21 protein-coding genes and 1 tRNA gene are annotated in these 23,250 nt (G+C 63.4%); 13 read left to right on the top strand and 9 right to left on the bottom strand.

Annotated features, from left to right (window positions below):
- Positions 1 to 71: 71 nt before the first annotated feature.
- The gene (gene tig, locus AB1286_RS01400; protein ID WP_430361581.1) at positions 72 to 1,418 is read right to left on the bottom strand and encodes a trigger factor; all 1,347 of its coding nucleotides are present in this window, start codon (positions 1,416 to 1,418) and stop codon (positions 72 to 74) included.
- Positions 1,419 to 1,821: 403 nt separating this feature from the next.
- Here tig and AB1286_RS01395 point away from each other — a divergent pair, with 403 nt between their 5' ends.
- The 5 genes from AB1286_RS01395 to AB1286_RS01375 all read left to right on the top strand — a co-directional run bounded on the left by AB1286_RS01395 (position 1,822) and on the right by AB1286_RS01375 (position 5,847).
- Positions 1,822 to 2,958 (top strand): glycerate kinase family protein, encoded by a 1,137-nt coding sequence (locus AB1286_RS01395; protein WP_430361580.1) that lies wholly within the window; start codon positions 1,822 to 1,824, stop codon positions 2,956 to 2,958.
- A gap of 141 nt (positions 2,959 to 3,099) precedes the next feature.
- Complete coding sequence (locus tag AB1286_RS01390; RefSeq protein WP_430361579.1) at positions 3,100 to 3,552, top strand: MarR family winged helix-turn-helix transcriptional regulator; 453 nt, start codon at positions 3,100 to 3,102, stop codon at positions 3,550 to 3,552.
- 224 nt (positions 3,553 to 3,776) lie between these two features.
- Positions 3,777 to 3,863 (top strand) — tRNA-Leu (locus AB1286_RS01385).
- Between the two features lie 240 nt (positions 3,864 to 4,103).
- The gene (locus tag AB1286_RS01380) at positions 4,104 to 4,835 is read left to right on the top strand and encodes a class II aldolase/adducin family protein (RefSeq protein WP_430361578.1); all 732 of its coding nucleotides are present in this window, start codon (positions 4,104 to 4,106) and stop codon (positions 4,833 to 4,835) included.
- 4 nt (positions 4,836 to 4,839) lie between these two features.
- Complete coding sequence (locus tag AB1286_RS01375) at positions 4,840 to 5,847, top strand: 2-dehydropantoate 2-reductase (RefSeq protein WP_430361577.1); 1,008 nt, start codon at positions 4,840 to 4,842, stop codon at positions 5,845 to 5,847.
- Positions 5,848 to 5,869: 22 nt separating this feature from the next.
- On the opposite strand, the gene AB1286_RS01370 is transcribed toward AB1286_RS01375, so the two are convergent.
- Together AB1286_RS01370 and AB1286_RS01365 are read right to left on the bottom strand one after the other, a co-directional pair.
- A complete protein-coding gene (locus AB1286_RS01370; RefSeq protein ID WP_430361576.1) occupies positions 5,870 to 6,202 on the bottom strand; it encodes a hypothetical protein in 333 nt (110 codons plus the stop codon).
- Positions 6,203 to 6,346: 144 nt separating this feature from the next.
- The gene (locus AB1286_RS01365; RefSeq protein WP_430361575.1) at positions 6,347 to 7,000 is read right to left on the bottom strand and encodes a response regulator; all 654 of its coding nucleotides are present in this window, start codon (positions 6,998 to 7,000) and stop codon (positions 6,347 to 6,349) included.
- A 311-nt stretch (positions 7,001 to 7,311) separates the two neighbouring features.
- On the opposite strand from AB1286_RS01365, the gene AB1286_RS01360 reads away from it, so the two are divergent.
- From AB1286_RS01360 to adhP, 6 genes are all read left to right on the top strand, one after another.
- Positions 7,312 to 7,539, top strand: a complete 228-nt coding sequence (locus tag AB1286_RS01360) for a hypothetical protein (protein ID WP_430361574.1) — start codon at positions 7,312 to 7,314, stop codon at positions 7,537 to 7,539.
- A gap of 151 nt (positions 7,540 to 7,690) precedes the next feature.
- Positions 7,691 to 9,094: an ethanolamine permease gene (gene eat / locus AB1286_RS01355; RefSeq protein ID WP_430361573.1), complete on the top strand. Its 1,404-nt coding sequence runs from the start codon at positions 7,691 to 7,693 to the stop codon at positions 9,092 to 9,094.
- A gap of 21 nt (positions 9,095 to 9,115) precedes the next feature.
- Positions 9,116 to 10,510, top strand: a complete 1,395-nt coding sequence (locus AB1286_RS01350; protein ID WP_430361572.1) for an ethanolamine ammonia-lyase subunit EutB — start codon at positions 9,116 to 9,118, stop codon at positions 10,508 to 10,510.
- Complete coding sequence (gene eutC / locus AB1286_RS01345; protein WP_430361571.1) at positions 10,507 to 11,283, top strand: ethanolamine ammonia-lyase subunit EutC; 777 nt, start codon at positions 10,507 to 10,509, stop codon at positions 11,281 to 11,283. Before AB1286_RS01350 ends, eutC begins: the two co-directional genes overlap by 4 nt.
- Positions 11,280 to 12,320: a helix-turn-helix domain-containing protein gene (locus tag AB1286_RS01340; protein ID WP_430361570.1), complete on the top strand. Its 1,041-nt coding sequence runs from the start codon at positions 11,280 to 11,282 to the stop codon at positions 12,318 to 12,320. Before eutC ends, AB1286_RS01340 begins: the two co-directional genes overlap by 4 nt.
- 75 nt (positions 12,321 to 12,395) lie before the next feature.
- Positions 12,396 to 13,421: an alcohol dehydrogenase AdhP gene (gene adhP / locus AB1286_RS01335; RefSeq protein ID WP_430361569.1), complete on the top strand. Its 1,026-nt coding sequence runs from the start codon at positions 12,396 to 12,398 to the stop codon at positions 13,419 to 13,421.
- 86 nt (positions 13,422 to 13,507) lie between these two features.
- On the opposite strand, the gene AB1286_RS01330 is transcribed toward adhP, so the two are convergent.
- The 5 genes from AB1286_RS01330 to AB1286_RS01310 all read right to left on the bottom strand — a co-directional run bounded on the left by AB1286_RS01330 (position 13,508) and on the right by AB1286_RS01310 (position 20,663).
- The gene (locus tag AB1286_RS01330; protein WP_430361568.1) at positions 13,508 to 14,464 is read right to left on the bottom strand and encodes a carbamate kinase; all 957 of its coding nucleotides are present in this window, start codon (positions 14,462 to 14,464) and stop codon (positions 13,508 to 13,510) included.
- Positions 14,465 to 14,486: 22 nt separating this feature from the next.
- A complete protein-coding gene (locus AB1286_RS01325) occupies positions 14,487 to 15,488 on the bottom strand; it encodes an ornithine carbamoyltransferase (protein WP_430361567.1) in 1,002 nt (333 codons plus the stop codon).
- A 40-nt stretch (positions 15,489 to 15,528) separates the two neighbouring features.
- Positions 15,529 to 16,752: an arginine deiminase gene (locus AB1286_RS01320; protein WP_430361566.1), complete on the bottom strand. Its 1,224-nt coding sequence runs from the start codon at positions 16,750 to 16,752 to the stop codon at positions 15,529 to 15,531.
- Positions 16,753 to 16,766: 14 nt separating this feature from the next.
- The gene (gene speC, locus AB1286_RS01315; RefSeq protein ID WP_430361565.1) at positions 16,767 to 19,103 is read right to left on the bottom strand and encodes an ornithine decarboxylase; all 2,337 of its coding nucleotides are present in this window, start codon (positions 19,101 to 19,103) and stop codon (positions 16,767 to 16,769) included.
- 69 nt (positions 19,104 to 19,172) lie between these two features.
- Entirely contained in the window at positions 19,173 to 20,663 is a 1,491-nt protein-coding gene (locus tag AB1286_RS01310; protein WP_430361564.1) for a basic amino acid/polyamine antiporter, read from the bottom strand.
- A 181-nt stretch (positions 20,664 to 20,844) separates the two neighbouring features.
- Between AB1286_RS01310 and atpG the strand changes: the two genes are divergently transcribed.
- The gene (gene atpG, locus AB1286_RS01305; protein WP_430361563.1) at positions 20,845 to 21,714 is read left to right on the top strand and encodes an ATP synthase F1 subunit gamma; all 870 of its coding nucleotides are present in this window, start codon (positions 20,845 to 20,847) and stop codon (positions 21,712 to 21,714) included.
- Positions 21,711 to 22,175 (top strand): ATP synthase F1 subunit epsilon, encoded by a 465-nt coding sequence (gene atpC, locus AB1286_RS01300; protein ID WP_430361562.1) that lies wholly within the window; start codon positions 21,711 to 21,713, stop codon positions 22,173 to 22,175. The genes atpG and atpC overlap by 4 nt, the downstream gene beginning before the upstream one ends.
- Here atpC and AB1286_RS01295 read toward each other — a convergent pair.
- Positions 22,169 to 23,116: a carbamate kinase gene (locus AB1286_RS01295; protein WP_430361561.1), complete on the bottom strand. Its 948-nt coding sequence runs from the start codon at positions 23,114 to 23,116 to the stop codon at positions 22,169 to 22,171. The two genes, atpC and AB1286_RS01295, sit on opposite strands and share 7 nt — an antisense overlap.
- Positions 23,117 to 23,250: the final 134 nt, after the last annotated feature.

Below are 23,250 nucleotides of genomic sequence, written 5' to 3'. Positions count from 1 at the left end.
AAATCCGCGCAGCATAAAAAACGGCGTGCGGCCGTCGCCTCGACAGCCTGCACGCCGTTTCGGGCGATGCTTTACGCTTGCGCCGAGGCGCTCGCCAGTGCTTCGAAGCTGACTTCCTTATCCGTCACCTTCGCCTTGCCGAGTATGAATTCGACGACGTTGCTTTCAACGACGTACGCTTCCATTTCGGCGAGGCGCTGTTTGTTCGAATAATACCAGCGGATCACTTCCTTCGGGTCTTCGTAGCTCTTAGCGAATTCCTCGACTTCCGCGCGGATTTGCTCGGGCTTCGCCTCGAGGCCGTTTTCCTTGACCAGCTCGGCCAGCACGAGGCCCAGCTTCACGCGACGTTCGGCTTGTTCCTTGAACATTTCGGCCGGGATCGGTGCGTCGGCTGCGTTCGGAACACCGCGTTGCGCGAGATCTTGACGCGCCATTTCGACCAGACGCTGCTGGTCTTGCTCGATCAGCGCGTTCGGCACTTCGAGTTCGGAAACCTTGAGCAGCGCATCCATCACCTGGTTCTTCACCAGCGACTGCGTGCGGCGCTTGGCTTCGCGTTCGAGGTTTTCTTTGATCTCGGCGCGCATCTTAGTCAAATCGCCGTCGGCGATACCAAGCGTCTTCGCGAATTCGGCGTCGACTTCGGGCAGGTGCGGCCATTCGATCGTCTTCATCGTGATCGTGAACTGAGCCGTTTTGCCCGCCACATCCTTGCCGTGGTAGTCGTCCGGGAACTTCAGATCGAACTCGCGCTGCTGGCCAACCGACAGACCCGTCGCGGCTTGCTCGAACTCGGGCAGCATCCGGCCTTCGCCGAGTACGAACGCGAAGTCTTCGGCCGTGCCGCCTTCGAATGCGACGCCGTCGAGCTTACCGACGAAATCGACCGTCACGCGATCGCCGCTCTTGGCCGAGACGTCGGCACCGCCGTCGCCGTGCTCGCCGGCTTCGCCGCGCGCGTGGTAGTGCACGCGCTGCTTGCGCAGGATGTCGAGCGTGCGATCCACTTCGGCTTCCGAGATCTGCGTAACCGAGCGTTCCACTTCGGCAGTGGCGAGGTCACCGATCTTCACTTCCGGGTAGACCTCGAACGTCGCGTCGAACGCGTAGATGTCTTCGGCCGCACCCTCTTTCGGGCTGAAGCTCGGCTGACCGGCCACGCGCAGATTTTCGGCGCGGCTGATGTCGAAGAATTGCTTGCCGACCTTGTCGCTCAGCACTTCGGCTTCGACTTGACCAGCGTATTGCTGCGTCACCATCTTCAGCGGCACCTTGCCCGGGCGGAAGCCCGGCATGCGGACGTTCTTCGCGAGTTGGCGGATGCGCGAATCGATTTCCTTCTGCACCGTGTCTTTCGGCAGGGAAATCGTTACACGGCGTTCAAGCTTGCCGAGGTTTTCAACAACGTTAGCCATGGCTTCAATCGTCCTAAATTGTTCAAGCGAATCAGTTATCTCTCGCCGTGCCCACGTGTTGCGTCTTGCCCTGGGGGATGCCGCAATCACCGCCCCAGGCTGCTTGAATCTTGCCGCCTTCGGCACGGGTTGGATCGGAAGAATCGGACATTCTAGCAAACTATTGATCGGTACAACCCTGATTTGGGGCTTGCCGCAACGCGGAGCCTACCGAGCCGAGCCGCCGCCGCGCCCTTGCCCTTCTGCGAAGCCGCCTTAAAAGCCTTAACGCCGCGCGATGCCTGACATGCGCTCGCGTATATCCAACGAGGCGCGCGCACTGATAAGCTCGCGTTCGAGCACACCGCGAAAAAACCGAGCGCCGAAGCGTCAACGCCCTGCGCCACCCTCATCCGGAGACACCATGCCTCGCAGCACACCCACCGTCGTCATCGCCCCCGATTCGTTCAAAGGCTCGCTGAGCGCTCAAGCGGTTGCCGAAGCCATCGCCGAAGGCGTGCGGCGTGCCCTGCCCGATGCGACCGTGCGGTTGTGCCCGATGGCAGACGGAGGCGAAGGCACGCTCGACGCGATGCTCGCGCGCGGCGGCGAGCGGCGCATGCTTCGCGTACGCGGTGCGGCACGCGCCGAACGCGAAGCGGCCGTGGGGCTCTTGCCCGACGGTAGCGCCATCATCGAGACCGCGGAAATCGTCGGCATCACCGATGAGCCAGCGATGCAAACCGGTGTCGAGGCGCGCGGCACGCGCGGGATGGGCGAAGCCGTTCGGCTGCTACTCGACGCCGGTGCGCGCCGCTTTTTCGTCGCGCTCGGCGGCAGCAGCACGAACGACGGCGGCGCGGGTCTGCTCGTAGGTCTCGGCTTGAAACTGCTCGATGCCGACGGGCGCGAGCTCGAACCGACGCCTGAAGGGCTCGCCAAACTCGCGAGCGTGGATGCCGGCGAGCTCGATCCGCGACTCGCGCAAGCGTCGTTCGTTGCGATGTCCGACGTCGACAATCCGTTGACCGGCGAACACGGCGCCACCGCCGTCTTCGGACCGCAAAAAGGCGTGACGCCCGAGCGGGTCGGCGTGCTGGATGCCATCCTTGGCCACTTCGCCGAACTCGCCGAGCGCACGCTCGGCCGCGAAGGCCGTGCGTTGCCGGGCGCCGGCGCCGCCGGCGGGCTCGGTTTCGCGCTGCATCTGCTCGGCGCGCGCTTCGAGCCGGGCGCCGAAGTCGTGGCCGCTCAGGTCGGGCTGGACGCGGCGCTCGACGGCGCGAACTGGCTCATCACCGGCGAGGGCCGCTCCGATGTCCAGACGCTGCACGGCAAAGCACCTTTCATCGCATGTCGCCATGCGCGCGCGGCCGGCGTGCCGGCCACCTTGCTCTCGGGCGGCGTCGATTCGAAAGCGCTCGCGCGCTTGAGCGAACATTTCAGCGGATGTTTCTCGCCCGCGCCCGGGCCGATCTCGCTCGACGTCGCGATTCGCGATGCGGCGCACCTGCTCGCCAACGAAGCCGAGCAACTCGCGCGCTTGAAGTTCGGCGCCTGAGCGCCGGCCGGCGCGTCTCCTACGAGCCTGCGCGCCGGCCGCCACCGGGAAAGACCGCGTTGACCGAGCGCGCCGGATGCGGCAACAATCACTGCCCCAACGCCTCTTTCCCGCCCACTCTCGACGAGATCGATACGACCTATGAAGGCCGCAGCCAAAGCCGGGCTCGAGCAGTTTCTGACCTACCGCATGCACGTGCTGAACAAGCTCTCGGATCGAGGCATCAGCGAACGCTATCAAACCAAGCTCGGGATTACGTTGCCCGAGGCGCGCGTCATCGCATCGGTCGGCTCGTTCGGGCCGTTCTCGATCATGGACTTGGCCAAGCACGCGAATCTCGACAAGAGTCAGGCGAGCCGCGCGGCCGAAGCGCTGATCCAACGCGGCCTCGTCGCCCGAGCGCCGAGCCCCGAGGACGGACGTTCGGTCGTCATTTCGCTCACGCCCGAGGGCCGAGCGCTCTTTCGCAAAGTGATGCCGATCGCGCGCAAATGGAATGCCGATTTGTTCGCTTGTCTCGACGAAGCACAGGCGCAAGCGCTCGGGCAAGCGCTCGATAAAGTGATCGCGCATGCCCTGACCGGCAGCCAATGAATCGCGGCGGCGCATCGCGGATTCGGACGAGATTCAGACTCGGATTCGCTCGGTAGCCGCCCGTAGGTCCACGCTCGCTTGCCGAAATCGTCGACACAACGCGCGCAGATAGGTTAGAATCTCGCGCTTACGCTTTCGCTCACATGGAGCGCCGCTAACGCGGGCTCATGCAGTGAGATGGAAGCAAGCCACACATCGAAGCGCACGATATGTGCCGCTTCGGCGCGAGGATGGCGAAATTGGTAGACGCACCAGGTTTAGGTCCTGACGCCAGCAATGGTGTGCGGGTTCGAGTCCCGCTCCTCGCACCATCTCTTTCATCGGTTCACCCCCGCATATCGCCTACCGGCAGACGGTACTCAACCGCCTGCCGGTAGGCGTTTGTCGTTTCGCCCCCGCCTCTAGCTCCCGCTTCGTTCGATCCCTAGATCCGTGCCGCTCGATCCACGGACAGCCCCGCGCCGTGCGCATGCCAAACTAGTTGTGCGCGCAACTAGTTTGAACTATGCTGGACCGGACCCGCGCCGCATCCCGGCGCTTAGGAGATGGTCATGAACGACACCGAACGTGCGTTGCGCATCGAACTCGCAGGCACCTATCGCATCTTCGCCATGCTCGGCTGGACCGAGTTGATCTACAACCACATCACGCTGCGAGTCCCCGGCCCCGGGACGCAATTCCTGATCAACCCGTTCGGGCTGCACTACACGGAAGTCACCGCCTCGAATCTTCTCAAGATCGATCTAGCGGGCAATGTTCTCGAGCCCTCGCCTTACAGGTTCAACCCGGCCGGGTTCGTCGTTCATGCAGCAATCCACGGCGCGGTCGACGACGCCCACTGCGTCATGCACACCCACACGACGGCAGGCTTGGCCGTCGCGTGTTGCGAACAAGGGCTCGAAAACGCCAACTTCTATTCGGCCCAACTCGACGGCATGGTCGCCTACCACGACTTCGAAGGCATCACGGTGCGTTCGGACGAAGGACCTAGGCTCGTTGCCAATCTCGGCGCGCGGCGCCTCATGATCTTGCGCAATCACGGCTTGCTCGCGGTTGGCTCGACGATTGCGCAGACCTTCGCGCGGCTGTGGACGCTCAATCGCGCCTGCGAGATTCAGCTTGCCACGGCGGCGCTCGGCGGCGCTCGAGCGATCGCGCCCGACATCACGGCCCGCTGCACGCGCGACGCATTGCAATTCGATCCCGCCCACGGAGCCGGCCAAGACGTACTCGACGCCCTATTGCGTCAGGTGGATAAAATCGATCCGTCATACAAGGAGTAAGCGAATGGACGTGCACAATCGAAACGGCATGCGCCCGGTGCGGAGCTGCGTCGTCGGCGCCGGTGCAATCGGCGCGCTACTGGCCGCCGCGCTCGCGCATGCGGGTCAACAGGTCTCGGTATTGGCCAGAGGCCGGACGCTGACCGCGATTCGAGCGCACGGAATCCGAATCCTTCTTGAAGACGGACCCGCCGACGCAGTGCATGTCCAAACAGAGGACCGGGCCGACCTCATCGGCGAGCAAGACGTGGTGGTCATCGCACTAAAAGCGCAAGCGCTGCCCGAACTCGCCGAGTCGCTGCGGCCGTTGATCGGACCCGAGACGCTCGTCGTCAGTGCGATGAATGGGCTGCCGTGGTGGTTTGCGCACGGACTGACGGGCTTCCCGCGCAGCGAGCCCTTGCAAGCCGTCGATCCCGATGGGCGCGTGTCGGCCGTGCTGCCCGCCGAGCGAGCCATCGGCTGCGTCGTCCATCTGTCGTCGACCAGCGTGGAGCCCGGACTCGTCAAGCGCGGACGCGGCAATCGCCTTGTCATCGGCGCCGCCGACGCGCGATGCGCACCGGCGGCGCGCGAGCTGACCGCGGCGCTCGCGTCCGGCGGATTCGATGCGAGCGCAACCGACGACATTCGCAACGAGATCTGGGCCAAACTTTGGGGCAACATGAATATGAATCCGCTCAGCGCGCTGACGGGTTCGACGGCCGATCGTCTGCTCGACGATCCGCTCACGCATGCGCTCGTTTTACGGATGATGGAGGAAGCCGATACGATCGGCCGGCGCCTCGGTCTCTCGACGGGCATGTCGGCCCCGCAGCGCGTGGCCGTCACGCGTGAACTCGGCGCCTTCAAAACCTCGATGCTGCAAGATGTCGAAGCGGGACGTCCGCTCGAAATCGACCCGATCCTCGGGGTATTCCCCGAACTCGGACGAAAGCTCGACGTGCCGACGCCCTTTTGCGACGCCGTGCTCGGGCTCTTGCGTCAGCGCGCCGCGTCGAGCGGACTCTGAGGTTGCGATATCGAGCGCGATGCTAGAGATCCAATTGCTCGTAGGCGTCGCGCCCGGCGCGCATGAGATCGCGCCATACGGTGGACGGGCACGGATGGCCGGTCGCGCGTCGTTCGAGCAGGTGATCGCACACCGTCGACAAACGCCGAATCGCCGTCGTGGCGTCGTCCTTCGCATCCTCATGGGCCTGCAACGCCGTATTCGCATCGCGCGCGGCCTGCGCCAGCGCCTGCCATTGGCTGTCTTCGACACGCAAGCCGTGCGCGCCGAGCTGCGCGGCCGCGCCCGACACGAGGTACAGCGCCTTGAAGGCAGCGCGCACCGAGGCGGCGCACGTGCCGTTCCGATCAATCACGGTCGATTGCATAGACGAAGTCGCAAGAGGACAGACAGACTGGAGCGCGCAAACGTTAGCGCGATGTCGAAGCACGAATACCGGCCAGCATGGCTCCATAGGATTACGGCGTCCGGCCCTAATACTTTAGGTCCGCGTAAACACCTAGGGCTGATTCAGTTCGTCGCCTTCCTCCCCGAACCCATTGCGTAGCGCATAGCGGATCAGCGCCGCATCGTTCGCGAGCGCGAGCTTCTCGAGGATCCGCTTTTTGTGCGTGCTGACCGTTTGCGGCGTGAGATCGAGTACCTGCGCAATACGCCGGCTCGTTTCTCCCGCGGCCAGACGGCGCAGCACGTCGCACTCCCGGCTCGTGAGCACATCCTGCGGCCGGCGCACCGCCGGCCGGTCGACTTGCGCCCCGTGCCGGGCGCCGCCGGGGTCAGCATACAACTCGCCGCGCGCAATCTTGCGCACGGCGGCTACAAGCTCCACACCGGCGCTTTCCTTCGTCAAATAGCCCGAGGCGCCCGCTCTGAAGGCCCGCTCCATCACGTGAGACTCCACGTGCATGCTCAGTACCAGCACGCGTAGATGCGGATTTGCGGTCCGCACGCGTTCGATGAGCGCGATGCCGCCGCCCGCCGGCATCGTCAGATCGAGCACGAGTACGTCTGCATTCGTCTCCCGTACGAGTGCGAGCGTCGATTCGCCGTCGTGTGCCTGGCCGGCCACGACGAACGACTGCGCCGCTTCGAGAATGTGCAGCAGACATTCGCGCATGACCGCATGGTCATCCGCGAGGAGCACACGAATCATCGGAGGACTCCTAACGAATTGGGCAGCCACTTGGCCATGCTTTCATTCTAATTTCCCCCCACCGGGCCAGCACGCCCATCGCCTGACGCGCGACGTTTTGACGCCGTCGGCCGGCCGCGCGCATTCCTCCTATCATCCGACAACTCGAACGATTCCTACGCACGGGCAGCCATTGCCGACGCGAAACGGGGCAAGCGACCGATAGTCCGGCCGAAAGCTTTCGGAGAAACTGCAAGAACGCTTCATTGAAGGCATCTTGCAAGGTTGGATCGCAAGCCCGACTCGCCCCTCTCGCATACAGGAGCCCGCCTATGTTGTCGCCGCACGAACTCGCTCAGCTCTTCGTCATCGTCTATGAACCCGAGACCGCCGATACCGCGAGCCCCGAACTCGAAGCGCTTGTCGAACACGACCTCATTCAGTGCGTGTCGGCCCCCGGCGAGCGCGCGGCGCTGCGCGTAACACCGCACGGCGCCGAGGTGCTCGCGCGTCTGTCGCGCACCGGCTGGCGCTCGGCCGGTACGGGCAAGCACGCGTAAGACGGTGCGGCCTATACGGCATTGCTCTCTCCTCCTCCCGCGAATCGCGCCAACTTTGCCGAATTTCGATAACAGGGCGAAATATGGCTCCCTACTATCGATCCTTATGCCGCTTGGCGTTTGCCGCCCCGTCCTCACCGGAGAGAGATCCATGACGCCCGACTTAAACATCGCCCCCGCGCGAGCCGTCAATCATCACGAACTGAAGCAAACGCTCGGTACCTGGCAGTTGTGGGGTATCGCCGTGGGACTCGTCATCTCGGGCGAGTACTTCGGCTGGAGCTATGGCTGGGCGAGCGCCGGCACGTTGGGATTTATGGTGACGTCGCTCTTCGTTGCGGCGATGTATACGACGTTCATCTTCAGCTTCACCGAGCTGACGACCTCGATTCCCCACGCGGGCGGGCCATTCGCCTATGCGCATCAAGCATTCGGACCGTTCGGCGGATATCTGGCCGGGATGGCAACGCTCGTGGAGTTCGTCTTCGCGCCACCGGCAATCGCGCTCGCCATCGGCGCCTATCTGCACGTGCAGTTTCCCTCGCTCGAGCCCAAGCATGCCGCGCTCGCCGCATACCTCGTGTTCATGGCATTGAACATCGTGGGCGTGCAAATCGCCGCGGCGTTCGAACTCGTCGTGACGTTGCTCGCCATCTTCGAGTTGCTCGTATTCATGGGGGTCGTCGCACCGGGATTCAGTTGGAGCCACTTCGCGCACGGCGGCTGGGCCGGCGCGCAGCACTTCCAAACCGGTGCGTTCCACGGCATGTTCGCCGCGATCCCGTTTGCCATTTGGTTTTTCCTAGCGATCGAGGGGGTTGCCATGGCCGCCGAGGAAGCCCGCAACCCGAAGCGATCGATTCCCATCGCCTACGTCAGCGGGATCCTTACGCTCGTCGCGCTGGCGCTCGGCGTCATGATCTTCGCCGGCGGCGCGGGCGATTGGACGCGCCTGTCCAACATCAACGACCCGCTGCCGCAAGCGATGAAATACATCGTGGGCGAGCACAGCGGCTGGATGCATATGCTCGTCTGGCTCGGTCTCTTCGGCCTCGTCGCCTCGTTTCACGGCATCATCCTCGGCTATTCGCGTCAGATCTTCGCGCTGGCGCGCGCCGGCTACCTCCCCGAATGGCTGGCCAAGGTCCATCCGCGCTTCAGAACGCCGCATCGGGCGATCATCGCGGGCGGCGTGATCGGCATCGCCGCCATCTATAGCGACGAGCTCGTCCAATTCGCGGGCCAAACGCTCACGGCGAACATCGTCACGATGTCGGTCTTCGGCGCGATCGTCATGTACATCATCAGCATGCTTTCCCTGTTCAAGCTTCGTCGCGCGCAGCCGGCGCTCGAACGGCCGTTTCGCGCGCCGCTGTTCCCCTATTTCCCGGCTTTTGCACTGGCCGCCGCCGTCGTCTCCCTCCTGGCGATGGTCTATTACAACCAGGAAGTGGCAGTCGTATTTGCGCTCTTCGTCGCGCTCGGCTACGGTTACTTCTTGACGACACGCCATCGGCGCGCCCTCGCGCCCGCCGACGCACTCATCGAAGACTGAGCATCGACGGGAGTCATTCGCATGGGCTACAAGGAGACGGTCGGCGCACGCGTATATCGGTTCGCCGATTTGAAAACGATGCTTGCCAAAGCGAGCCCGCAGCGCTCCGGCGACGAACTCGCAGGTCTAGCCGCCGCGAGCGAGGAAGAACGCGTCGCCGCCAAACTCGCGCTCGCGGCCACCCCGCTGCGTACGTTCTTGAGCGAAGCGGTCATCCCCTATGAGGACGACGAAGTCACGCGTCTCATCGTCGATGGGCACGATACCGATGCCTTCTCCGAAATCGATCATCTGACTGTGGGCGATTTCCGCGATTGGCTGCTCTCGGATGACGCCGATACCGCCGCGCTGATTCGTATCGCACCGGGGCTGACGCCCGAAATGACGGCCGCCGTATCGAAGCTCATGCGCAATCAAGATTTGATCTCGGTTGCGCGCAAGCGGCCCGTCGTCACGCGCTTTCGCAATACGATCGGGCTGCCCGGCCGCCTTTCCGTGCGCCTGCAACCGAACCATCCCACCGACGACGTCAAAGGCATCGCCGCCTCGATGCTCGACGGCCTCATGTACGGCTGCGGCGATGCCGTAATCGGCATCAATCCGGCCACCGACAGTTTGACGGCAATCACGACGCTGCTCGTCATGATCGACGAGTTCCGCGAGCGCCACCAAGTGCCGACCCAATCGTGCGTACTCACCCACGTGACGAACACGATCGCGGCGATCGAACGCGGCGCACCCGTCGATCTCGTCTTCCAATCGATCGCCGGCACGCAAGCGGCCAATGCGAGCTTCGGCATTTCGCTCGCGCTGCTCGGCGAAGCGCATGACGCCGCGCGCTCGCTCGGTCGCGGCACCGTCGGCGAGAACGTCATGTACTTCGAAACCGGACAAGGCAGCGCACTCTCGGCGGTCGCCCATCACGGCGTCGATCAGCAAACCTGCGAGGCACGTGCCTATGCGGTGGCCCGGCGCTTCGAACCGCTGCTCACCAATACCGTGGTGGGATTCATCGGCCCCGAATACCTCTACGACGGCAAGCAGATCACGCGCGCGGGACTCGAAGACCACTTCTGCGGAAAACTGCTAGGTGTCCCGATGGGTTGCGATATCTGCTACACGAATCACGCGCAAGCCGACCAGAACGATATGGACGCGTTGCTGACGCTGCTCGGCGTGGCAGGCGTCAATTTCATCATGGGCATTCCCGGCGCCGACGACATCATGCTCAACTACCAAAGCACGTCGTTTCACGATGCCCTGTATCTGCGCGACGTATTGGGTCTACGTCACGCACCGGAGTTCGAGGCTTGGCTCGAATCGATGCGCATCGTCGATGCGCGCGGCGCCCTCTTGCCGGCCTCCCCACGCCAGCCGCTGCTGGAGAGTGCATCGGCTTGGGTGGACTCGCCATGAATCGCTCAATCGCCCCCGATCCGTGGCACGCGCTACGCCGCTTCACGCGCGCGCGCATCGCCTTGGGCCGAACGGGACACGGCCTGCCCACCGAGGCACTGCTCGCATTCGAACTTTCGCATGCCAAGGCCCGCGATGCCGTGCATCACCCGTTCGCGATCGAACCGTTGCGGACGGCGTTGGAAGACGCCGGCTTCGCCACGCTCGATGCGCTGAGCGCCGCCGGCGATCGCGCGCAATACTTGCGACGCCCCGATCTCGGACGGCGCCTCTCGCCCGAGAGCCGCAGCACGCTGGAACAGGCGCGCGCCGATGCGCCGGAACTGACGTTCGTCGTGGCCGATGGGCTTTCCGCCTTCGCCGTTGCCAATCATGCGCTCCCCGTTCTCGTGGCCGCGCGCGAAAGGCTCGCGCGATGGCGCATCGGTCCCGTCGTACTCGCTCAGCAAGCGCGTGTCGCGCTCGGCGACGAGATCGGCGAAGTCCTCGGCGCAAACATCGTGGCCGTCCTCATCGGCGAGCGCCCGGGTTTGAGCTCGCCCGACAGTCTCGGCATCTATCTAACGTACGGTCCCCGCGTGGGACGCACCGACGCCGAACGCAATTGCATTTCAAATGTTCGGCCCGAAGGGCTCGGCTATGCGCAGGCCGCGCATAAGCTGCACTATTTGCTAACGCAAGCGAGGCGCCTCGCGCTGACCGGCGTCGCGCTAAAGGACGACAGCGACGCGCTCGAAGCCTCTGGCGTGGCTCTTGCATCGCAGCGGCCATGACGCCCACTTCCCCTCATTCGCTGCCCTGCTTCGATGCGCCGCACCGCAGCGAGGCCGGCGGCGCCCAGCCGCTGTGCATGTCGATCGCGCACGATGCCGACGAGCACGCCCGCAATTTGCACGGTTGGCATCAGACCTACGATCAGTTGAGCGCCGGGCGCTTCACGGGCACGCTTGTCGAACTGTTCCTCGATCGCATGACCGTCTTTCGCGAAACGACGAGCCATACGCTACGCCAAAGCTGCGAAGTGAAATCGGATGCCTATTGGTTCGGCATTCCCGTCTGCGATGCGGGCGCCGGTCGTATCGACGGACAGCCGATCGGGCAAGACGCCCTCGCGCTGCGGCCCGGTGGCGTCGAATTCGAACTCTTCACGCCCGCGCATCACGAATTTTTCGGCATCGTCGTCAAAGGCGAGGCGCTGCGGCGCTATGCATCGGACGTCGAACACCTTGCGCTCGGGCAGCCGCTATTCGACGGCTCAGTCGTCGCGATCGGCGCCGCGGGCAAGGCACGGCTCGTGGCGTCGCTACGCACGATCCTCGATCACAGCGCACACCTCGGCGCGCCACCGAGTGCGTTTTCGCGCAATCAATTGCAATCGTCGGTGCTCGAGGCGCTCTTCGATCTATGCGTTACACAACCGCGCGCCGAGAACGAATCGATGCGCACATCGACCTATCGCCGGCGGCTCGCGCTCGTGATGGACGCACGCGATTATGCGATCGCCCATCGCGATCGGCCGATCGGCGTGCCCGAGTTGTGCGAGCAATTGCATGTGAGTCGTCGCACGCTGCAATACTGCTTCCAAGACGTCGCGGGCCTCGCACCCGCGGCTTACCTGCGCGCGCTGCGACTGAACGGTGCTCGCCGCGAGTTGGCCGAGGCCGCTCAGGCCGCGCCGCATGCGTTTTCGGTACAAGACATCGCCACCGCCTGGGGCTTCTGGCATTTCAGCCAATTCTCGGCCGATTATCGCCGCCTATTCGGCGTACGCCCCTCCGACACGCTCAAGCAGGCGCATCCGCTCGCTTGAGTTGATCTGCCTCAACCGCGTAGGCGGCCGAGGAATCGATACTGGCCATCTCTCCCAACCGAATAGGAGTCGGCGATGGCCCGAGTCATGAAAGCTGCTGTCGTGCATGCATTTGGCGAACCGTTGAGTATCGAGGAAGTCCCGGTCCCGACACCCGAGCCCGAACAGGTGCTCGTCAAAATCGAAGCATCGGGTGTCTGCCACACCGATCTACACGCAGCCGACGGCGATTGGCCCGTCAAACCCGCGCTGCCGTTCATTCCGGGGCACGAAGGCGTGGGCTACGTCGCGGCCGCCGGATCGCGCGTCAAACACTTGAAGGAAGGCGACCGTGTAGGCGTGCCCTGGCTGTACACCGCCTGCGGCCATTGCGAGTACTGCCAGACAGGGTGGGAAACGCTTTGCCACGATCAGCAGAACACGGGCTACTCGGTCAACGGCAGCTATGCCGAATACGTCGTGGCCGATCCGAACTATGTCGGCCACCTCCCAGCCAATGTGGCCTTCGACGAAATCGCCCCTATTTTGTGCGCCGGCGTGACGGTCTATAAAGGCATTCGCGTGACAGACACGCGTCCCGGCCAATGGATCGCCATCTCGGGCGTCGGGGGACTCGGGCACGTAGCCGTGCAATATGCAGTGGCCATGGGCCTGCATGTCGTTGCCGTCGACGTCGCGGACGATAAGCTCGAACTCGCGCGCAAGCTCGGCGCGACGTTGACCGTCAACGCGGCCACCCAAGATCCGGCTGCCGTCATTCAGCGGGAAATCGGCGGCGTGCATGGCGTGCTCGTCACTGCCGTCTCGCGCAGCGCATTCGCTCAAGCGTTGGGGATGGTGCGGCGCGGGGGCACGATTTCGCTGAACGGCCTGCCGCCCGGCGATTTTCCGCTGCCGATTTTCTCGACCGTACTCAACGGCATCACTGTGCGCGGCTCGATCGTCGGCACGCGGCGCGATCTTCAGGAATCGCTCGATTTCGCGGCGGAAGGCAAAGTGCGTGCGCATATTCACCACGACCGCCTCGACAACATCAACGCCGTATTCGCCAAGCTCAAAGAGGGTAAGGTCGATGGGCGGATCGTGCTGACCGGTTATTGAGTATCGAGTATCGAGTCGTATTCGATCGCTCGGCTCGTTTCGATAGATACGAGCCGAGCCGAGCGATCCGGTTCGGCTTGCCGCGTTCAGTCGGTCTTCAAGGCAACAGCCGAATCTTTCCCTCCGGCTTCGCTGCGCTGTGCGAACATGCTCGTACCCGCCGTACCCTCGACGAGCGCGGCAACCTCGGTCAACGCGCCGATACTGGCCCGACGCCCCGTGCGTTCGGCGAACTGCGCCGCCGCCTCCACTTTCGGACCCATCGAACCCGCCGCAAATGCACGCTCGCGCAATACGCTCGGCTCCAAATGCCGCAATAGCGTCGCGTTGGGCGTGCCCCAATCGGCGAACACGCCGGCCACATCCGTCGCGATGACGAACAAATCGGCGTCGATCGCCTCGGCCACGAGCGCTGCGCTGCGATCCTTGTCGACGACCGCTTCGATCCCGCGCAACGTGCCGTCTTCGTCGGCGACGACAGGGATGCCGCCCCCGCCAGCACAAATGACGATCGCGTGCTGTTCGAGGAGCCAACGCAGCGGCGCCAATTGCACGAGGCGTTTCGGGCTCGGACTCGGTACGACGCGCCGGTAGCCCGTACCGTCGCGAGCGATCGACCATGCCTTCGCCTTTGCCGCCTCGAGCGCACTCGCCTCGGTCATCATGGCGCCGATCGGTTTATCGGGACGTTCGAACGCACCGTCGCCGGCGTCCACTTCGACCATCGTCAACAGCGTCGCGCATACGCGCCCCTTCGGCAGACAGTTGCGCAATTCCAGTTCGAGCTGATAGCCGATCATCCCTTCGGTTTCGGCATCGAGGACGTCGAGCGTAAAACCCGCACTTGTACTGGCCTCGCGCTCCTGCGACGCCAGCAGCCCCACCTGCGGCCCGTTGCCGTGCACGATCACGACTTCGTTGCCCTCGGCCACCTGCGCGAGTTGCGCCGCCGCCAGCCGAATGTTGGCGCGTTGCGCCTCGGCGCTAATCTTCTGCCCGCGCTTCAATAGCGCGTTGCCGCCCAATGCGATCACGATTCGCATAGTGTCGTTCCTCGCGCCGCGCTTACATCGCCAACGTGGCGACCAAAATCGCCTTGATCGTATGCAGCCGATTCTCGGCCTGATCGAAGACGATCGATGCGTCCGATTCGAACACCTCGTCCGTGACTTCCACGCCGTCACGCAGTCCATAGGCATCGGCGATTTGCTTGCCGACGTGCGTATTCGCATCGTGAAACGCCGGCAGGCAGTGCATGAACTTCACGCGCGGATTGCCGCTGGCCGCCATCAAGGCGGCGTTCACTTGATACGGGAGCAACTGCTCGATGCGCTCGCCCCATTTCTCGAACGGCTCGCCCATCGATACCCAAACATCGGTATAGATGAAGTCGGCGCCCTTCACCGCTTCTTGCGGGGCTTCCGTCAACGTCAGACGTGCGCCCGTCGAGGCGGCGATCTTGCGGCACTCCTCGACCAGCGCCTCTTGCGGCCATAGGTGACGCGGCGCGCACAACCGCACATCCATGCCGAGCTTGGCGCCTACGATCATGAGCGAGTTGCCGGTATTGTTGCGGGCGTCGCCGATATAGCAATAGGCGATGTCGTGCAGCGGCTTGTCGCTGAATTCGTGCATCGTCATGACGTCGGCGAGCATTTGCGTCGGATGGAATTCGTCGGTCAGGCCGTTATAGACGGGCACGCCCGCATAGCGCGCCAGCTCCTCGACGATTTCCTGCCCGAAGCCGCGGTATTCGATCGCGTCGTACATTCGGCCCAGCACGCGCGCCGTATCTTTCATCGACTCCTTGTGACCGATCTGCGAGCCCGTCGGATCGATATACGTCACATGCGCGCCTTGATCGTGCGCGGCCACCTCGAATGCGCAGCGCGTGCGCGTCGACGTCTTTTCGAAAATCAGCGCGATGTTTTTGCCGGTCAGCCGCGGCGTCTCGATACCGGCATACTTGGCGCGCTTCAAGTCGCGCGACAAATCGAGCAGATAACGGATCTGACGCGGCGTGTACTCCATGAGCGACAGATAACTACGATTGTGGACATTGAACATGTGATTTTCCTTAGCCTTGTTTCGGGTTGACCGGCTCGCGTCAGATCTCGATCGGATCGCGCGCGATCGGGCAGCTCATGCAATGGCTGCCGCCTCGGCCGCGGCCTAGCTCGCCGCCTGGGATTTCGATGACTTCCACGCCGGCCTGGCGCATCTTGCGATTGGTGTAGACATTGCGGTCGTAAGCGAGGACGACCCGCCGATCGAGCGCCAAGACGTTGTTGCCGTCGTCCCATTGCTCGCGCTCGGTTTCGTACGTGTCCCCGCCTGTCGTGAGCACGCGCAGCGAACCGATGCCCAGCGCGCCGGCTACCACGGACAAGAACGGTTCGTCATGACGCTCGTAGCGAATGCGGCCCGGCTCGTCGCCGGGGTAAAGGCTCGTGCACTGAATGCCTTGCGCCACATCGGGATAGATGCTGACGAAGTCGATGTCGAGGAACGAAAAGACCGTGTCGAGGTGCATCGACGCACGCGCCTTCGGCAACTGACAGGCGATCACGCGTTTGGCCGCATGCGCGGCGAACAAGCGGCGCGCGACTTGCGTCACCGCTTGCGGGCTCGTGCGCTCGCCCATGCCGATCAGCACGACGCCCGCGCCGATGGGCATGACGTCGCCGCCTTCGAGCGTTTGCGCCCCGTGATCGACGTCCGGATCGCCCCACCACGTCCGCACCTGATCCGCGAACCGGGGGTGGAAGCGATAGACGGCCGCAAGCAGTAAGGTCTCCTTGCGCCGGGCGGACCAATACATCGGATTGAGCGTCACGCCGCCGTAGACCCACGAACTCGGGTCCCGCTGAAAGATCAAATTCGGCAACGGCTGAACGACGAAATCCGAGCGCTCCAAGTAGCCGCCGAAGAGTCCGCGTGCGTCGAACGGCAACTGCGCCTTCGCAATGCCGCCGATCAAGCAATCGGCCAACTGTTGCGCGGGCATCTCCTCGAGCCAGAGTCGCAATTCGCGCAACATACCGGTGCCGACCTCTTCTTCGACAATGCGCCGATCGAGAATCCAATCGCGCGCGCCACGATCGAGCAGAACTTGAGAGAGCAGATGATGAAATTCGAGCACTTCGATACCGCGCTCGCGCATCGCGCCGACGAGTACTTCGTGATCCTCGATCGCGCGATCGACCCAAATGACGTCGTCGAACAAGAGGCTGCCGCAATTGGCCGGCGTCAAGCGGCGATGCGCGAGGCCGGGCTTGCATACCATCACGGTGCGTAGTTTGCCGGCTTCGGAATGGACTCCAAGCGTCATGCGTTTCTCCAGAATCAAGCGTGAATGACGTACGTGTAAAGACGTACGCGGGAATCGGCCTCGACCTCGCGGTAGATCCCTTGAATTTCGTTTTCGAAGCCCGGGAAACGGTTGCCCGCTTCCTCGATGGCCAGGAAGTAGTCGAGCATCGGCTGCGCGCGCTCGTCGAAGCGCTCGCCCGGCACGACGAGCCCGATTCCGGGCGGATAGACGAGCGCAAGCGTGGCGGCCACGCGGCCACGCGCTTCGCTCACCGGCACGAGCTCGACGTTGTTGCGCACGAGTTCGTGCATCGCCTCTTGCGGCGACATCACGACTTCCGGTAAATGCGCGTCGGCGAACGACTCGCGCTGTAGGCGGCTGATCTGATGCTCGCGATAGAAGTCGTGCATTTGCGTGCACAGATCACGCAAGCACATATCGCGGTATCGGTCGCGATAGGTATGGGCGAATACCGGCAGTGCCTGCTCGAGCGGCGCGTTCTCGTCGTAGAGCGTCTTGAAGCGCAAGAGCGCCGACAGCAGCGTGCCGGCCTTCGACGATTCGAGCCCCGGCGTCAGCAGAAACAGCAGGCTGTTGAAGTCGTTCTTCTCGGGCACGATGCCGCACTCGCGCAGGAACTGCGCGACGATCGCAGCCGGTATGCCCTCGCGCGCATAGGCGCCCGTCGCCCGGTCGAAGCCCGGCGTAAGCAGCGTGAGCTTGTTCGGATCCGTCATCGCATAGCCGGCCGCCGGCACGTCGAAACCGTGCCATGCGGCCCCGGGTGCAAGCTGCCAATAGCGCGAATCGCTGGCCAAAGCATCGGTCGGCACGTCCTCCCATCGCTGGGTGCGTCCCTGCCATTGCACGACGTCGGGTACGAACGGATCGAAGAACCAGCGGCGCGAGACATCGTCTTCGCTTCGGTCGACCTCATGCTTGAGCGCACGCAGCTTCTTACGCAATTCGATACCGAGCCGAATCGTGTCGTCCCACAGGACCTCGCCCGAGCGCCCCTTCATCATCTGCGCGCCGACGTCGAGCGACGCGAATAGCGGATAGAACGGCGAGGTGGACGCGTGCTGCATGAACGTCTCGTTCAGCCGGCGATGGCTCACCTGCCTGCGCTGCCCGGCAAGATGGGCGTCCTTGACGTGGATTTGCGACGCCTGCGAAAAACCCGCGAGCTGCTTATGCGTGGATTGCGTAGCCATCAATCCCGGGGAATCGGCACCCAGCTCCTTGACGCCCATGGCAAACCGTCCCGCGAACAACGGATGAAACTTCATGAAGCCCGCCCACGCTTCATCGAACAGGATGTAGTCGCACAAGGGCCCGAGACGCTCGACGAGCAACTGCGCATCGTAGATCGTCCCATCGTAGGTGCATTGCTCGATGACGGCCACGCGCAGCGGCCGCGGACGCCGCCAGGCCTCGGGGTCTTTGACGAGCGGATGACGGCGAATCCGCTCTCGGATCGAGGCTTCGTCGAGCGAGGCATACTCGATCGGCCCGATCATTCCGTGCGCGTTGCGTGTCGTGGGCAGATAGATCGGCACGCCGCCCGCCATCAACAACGCGCCGTGGTGCGCGGCCTTATGGTTGTTTCGGTCGAAGAGGACGAGATCGCCCGGCGCAACGAGCGCGCCTAGCGCGATCTTGTTCGATGTCGACGTACCGTTCAGCACGAAGTACGTTCGCTCGGCGCCGAAGATGTGCGCAGCCGCTTTTTGCGCGGCCAGCGCGGGACCTTCATGCGTGAGCAGGTCGCCCATTTCCGTCACGGAATTGTCGAGGTCGTTGCGAAACACGGCCTCGCCTAAGTGCTTGACGAACGCACGGCCGATCGGGCTCTTTTGATAAAAGACGCCGCCGTTGTGCCCCGGACACGTCCACATCTGATTTGCGCGATCGGCGTAATCTACGAGTGCGCCGAAAAACGGCGTCCTCAAACTAGCCGCGTAATCGCGCAAGTGAGTGGCCAAATTGCGTGCGACGAACTCGGGCGTGTCTTCTTCGATGAAAACGGAGCCCGTCACTTGCCCCAGCACGGAAACGGGGATTTCCTCCAGCAGGTGCCGCTCGACCAACACGAAGATCGGCACCTCCAAGCCGCGAGCCCGCACGAAATGGATAAGCCCTTCCACCTCGTGTTCGCTTTCCGTCAGCGACCATTCGACGACGATGCACCCCACCGATGCATCGCTGCGCACGGCCGTAGCCGCCTCGTCCGTCGTCGCGGTCACCGTCGTGACGTAGCCGAGCCTATTCAACTCATCGACCATGCGTTGCAACCGAGCGGACGCAATCGTCGGTGCGGCAGGCCGCGCGCAGCAAAACAGGAATCCGAACAACGTTTCGTACGACATTGCGCTCTCTCGTCGGTTAAGGCTGCAAAAGAACAGCGTCGATCGTCATGCGTCTAAAGGGGCTTTCAGTCAGCCGAGCTTGACGATGCCCGCCAAGAACAGCGACAGCGCGACGATCGCAACGAGCACGAGCAGCACGGCCGCGGCTTTCTCGCGCGGCGTAAGCGCGGCCTGCCCAGGCGCATGCTCACGACGCGCCCACCAAAAGACGGGGATGCCGAGCGCAAACAAGATCGTCGACATAAGAAGGAATTGCGGGCCCGCCGCATAGAGCAACCAGACCGAATAGACCGAAGCGAGCACGCCGGTCCAAATCGACTCGCGTGCGGTCTCTCCGTGCGAGGAGCGGTAATCCGGCTGCGTGGCATAGCGCCAGAGGAACAATGCGCTCGATAGATACGGCGGCAAAATCATGACGCCGGTGATCGAAATGAGCCAGTTCCACGCGTTATTCGCGAACAAGACCACGAACACGGCGGCTTGCATGGTCGTGCTGGACAGCCAGAGCGAAGGCGCCGCTGCATGCCTGCGGTTTTCGCGAGCAAGAAACTTCGGAAACACGCCGTCTTTCGCCGCTTCATACGGCAATTCCGCAACGAGAATGGTCCACGCGAGCCAGCAACTGAGCAGCGACAACATCAACGCGATCGAAATGAACACGGCGCCCCACTGCCCCACCGCCGCTTTGAGCACGTAGGCGGCCGAGGGCGACGCCAAGCCGGCGAGCTGAGCTTGATGCATGACGCCGAACGGCAGCGCGGAGAGCAAGAAATACAGCGTCGTGCACATCAACAGGCCGAGAAAGGTGGCCCTGCCGACCTGAGCGGGCTTTTCGGCGCGATCGGACACGACGACGGCGCCTTCGATGCCGATGAAGACCCAGAGCGTAACGAGCATGGTGCTCTTCACCTGCCCAACTAAGCTGCCTAGATGCTGCTCGGTGCCCCAGAAGTCGTAGGTGAACAGGTTGGCCTTGAACGCGACGACCATCGAACTAAGCGCAACGACGATCGAGCCGATATTCAGGACGCTCGAGATGACGTTCATGATGGCCGCGCGCTTCACGCCCGAGAGCACGATGAAATTCATGACCCAGACGAGTGCGGAGGCGCCCAGAATCGCCGGCCAATTATTGCCGCTGCGAAACACGGGGATAAATACGCCAAGCGTTTGCATGAATAAAATTGCGAACGCAATATTGCCGAACGCGGCCGACAACCAATATCCCCACGCCATTTCGAAACCGGCGAACGCGCCGAATCCTTCTCGTGCGTACGAATAGATGCCGGCCTTCAAATCGGGGCGCTTATCGGCGAGCGTGCGAAACGTATTGGAGAGAAAGAACATGCCGACGAGCGTAATGACCCAAGCGACGATGACGGCGCCGAGTCCCGCGCCTTGCGCCATGTTCTGCGGCAAATTGAATGCGCCGCCGCCGATCATCGAGGCAATCACTACGCCCGTTAGCAGCGTCACACCGAGCCTGCGCGTACTGGGCTGCACCGTGGTGGCGGTCCCCGCGCCCGCGGCGCCGACGGGCAAATCCTTGGGTCTATCCATTCTTGTTCTCCTATTGAGCGATGCTCTATGGGAGAGTGTATGGGGGCATTCCCTTACTCGGTTGATCCCGATCAAGTCCGCCACGATTGCATCGCATAACTTGTCATTCGAGGGTGCCGACGATTGTCGATTTGCAATCTCATTCGGCATTTCGAATAAACCTTTCAACTCAATTGCTCCGATGCATATTCGAGAAATTCAGGCGAAGATCAAAAGCATAGGCACGACGCGCAAAATCACGCGCGCGATGGAAATGTTGGCGCGAGCGAAAGCGCCGACCGCGCGCAAGCGGGCGGGCTCGTTTCGCCCCTACGCGGAACACATGCGCGCGATCGCGCTACACATGCAGGCGGCCAATCCTGAATTCGTGTCGCCGTTCCTGCGTCAGCAGGTGCCCGTGCGGCGCGTGGGCTTGATCGTCGTCAGCACCGACCGCGGGTTGTGCGGCCCGCTCAATAGCCGCTTACTGCTGCAATGCGTCGATCGGCTCGCCGCATGGGACGGGGACGGCGTAGAAGCTCGGGTGAGCATCATCGGCGCCCGCGGCATGGCGCCGCTCGCGCGATGCGGCGCGGACGTCGTCGCGCATAGCGGCGCGCTCTCGAAAGAGCTTCACTTCGAATCGTTCTTCGGCACGATCTCGGTCCCGCTCGGCGAATTTTTGCAGGGTGAATTGGACGAAGTCCATATTGCCTATAACCGCACGACGCAAGTGCCCGCGTTCGAGCCGCGCATCGACCGCATTTTGCCGCTCGACGCGCTACTCCATCCGCCGGGCGCGAGCACGACGCCCACGCCCGATTACCTCTACGAGCCCGATGCCGGCGCAGTCATCGAGACGCTGCTGCTGCGCTACGTCGAGGCGTTCATCTATCAAGCCGTCGCGGAAAACAGCGCCTGCGAGCATTACGCAAGGATGATGGCGATGCACACGGCAACGGAAAACGCCGATCGACTCATTCGCGACCTGACGCGCGTCTATCAGAAGACACGTCAAGCGCAGATCACGACCGAACTGTGCGAGATCATCGCGGGAGCGGCCGCACTATGAACGACGAGACATTGACGCCGGCGCGACATCACGGCTTGCAGGTCGATATCGTCAGCGTGGAGGCCGAAATCTATAGCGGCACCGCCTCGTTCGTGGTACTTCCCGGGGAAGCGGGCGAGCTCGGCGTCTATCCGGGCCATGTTCCGTTGCTGACGCGAATCAAGCCGGGGGTGGTATCGATCTGGGACGGCGGCGCCGACCCGATCCATCGGGTGTTCGTCGCGGGGGGCGTGGCGGAGGTCCTGCACGAACGCGTGACCGTGCTGGCCGATCACGCACTGCGTACGCCAGAACTCGATGCGGCGAGGGCCGGCGACGCGCGGCGCCAAGCGGCTGCTTTAAGGTCGCGCTACCCCTCGCGGCCGGAAAAGACGTTCGACTTCGCAGCCGCGAAAGCCGAGTTGGCCGACGAGTTGCGCCGCTTCTTTCTGCTCGCGTTTCGGCAATCGAAGCATCAATAAGCGATCGATCCGCCCGCGAAGCGGCGCGGATCGGCCCGCTCGCATGAGATCGTCGTGCCGGCCGTTCCGTCCACGAGCCGCTCGACGTCGGCCAATGCACCGATGGCTGCGCGCCGTCCGGTGCGTTCGACGAAATACGACGCCGCCCGTAGCTTCGGCCCCATCGCCCCTGCCGTATCGGCGAATTCGCGCAGCGCATGCGGATGCCCGTGGCGCAACAACTTCGAATTGGCCGTGCCCCAATCGAGAAACACACCGGCCATCTCCGTGACGATGACGAATAGGTCCGCTTCGATCGCCTCGGCGATCAGCTCGGCGGCAGAATATGGATCGACGACGGCCTCGACGCCATGCCACGCGCCGTCGGCCTGCGCGACGACCGGTACGACGCCTCCCGCGCAAATGACGACCGTCCGATCGTCGACGAGGCGGCGCAGCGCCTCCGATTGCGGTAGCCGCACCGGCCGCAGATTGGGAACGACGCGCCGATAGCCGACGCTGTCCTTGGCGATACTCCAGCGCTTCGCCCGCGCGTCGGCCAGCGCCTTTTCTCCGACGAGGACAGCGCCGATCGGCTGGTTCGGGTGCTCGAACGCAGGATCGGCTCCATCCACCTCGACCATCGGTAGCAGCGTTGCACAGGCCCGCCCACTCGCCAGACAATTGCGCAATTCGAGGTCGAACCGGTTAGCCGGATTTCCGTCGATGCGTTCAGGCAACCCGTCGTGCGCGCCCACCGCATCGGTACGGTGGACGCACGCGGCCCATGCCGGAATATCGGCGGGCAGCCCGATATCGTGCACGACGACGACATCGTTGCCGTCCACTACGCTAGCCAAGTTCGTCGCAGCGGCCCGCACCGCGTGCATATCGCTGCTCGCGCCATTGTGTTCGCCGCGTTTGCGCAGTGCGTTGTCCGCCAATGCGATTACGATTCGCATATTCCCCTTCCGCCGGCATTGTTCGATCGGATTCGCGCATTGCGCGTCGACATCCAAGACATAGATATAGAGGAAGTCAGCCCCGCCGACTGCGTCCTGGGGCACATCCAGCGCCGATCGGCCGCGGTCACGTC

Origin of the sequence: Trinickia sp. NRRL B-1857 (genome assembly GCF_050470685.1) — a bacterium.
Classification (GTDB): domain Bacteria; phylum Pseudomonadota; class Gammaproteobacteria; order Burkholderiales; family Burkholderiaceae; genus Trinickia.
The sequence above is the reverse complement of the archived record's forward strand: the minus strand, read 5'-3'. Positions and strand labels throughout refer to the sequence as shown.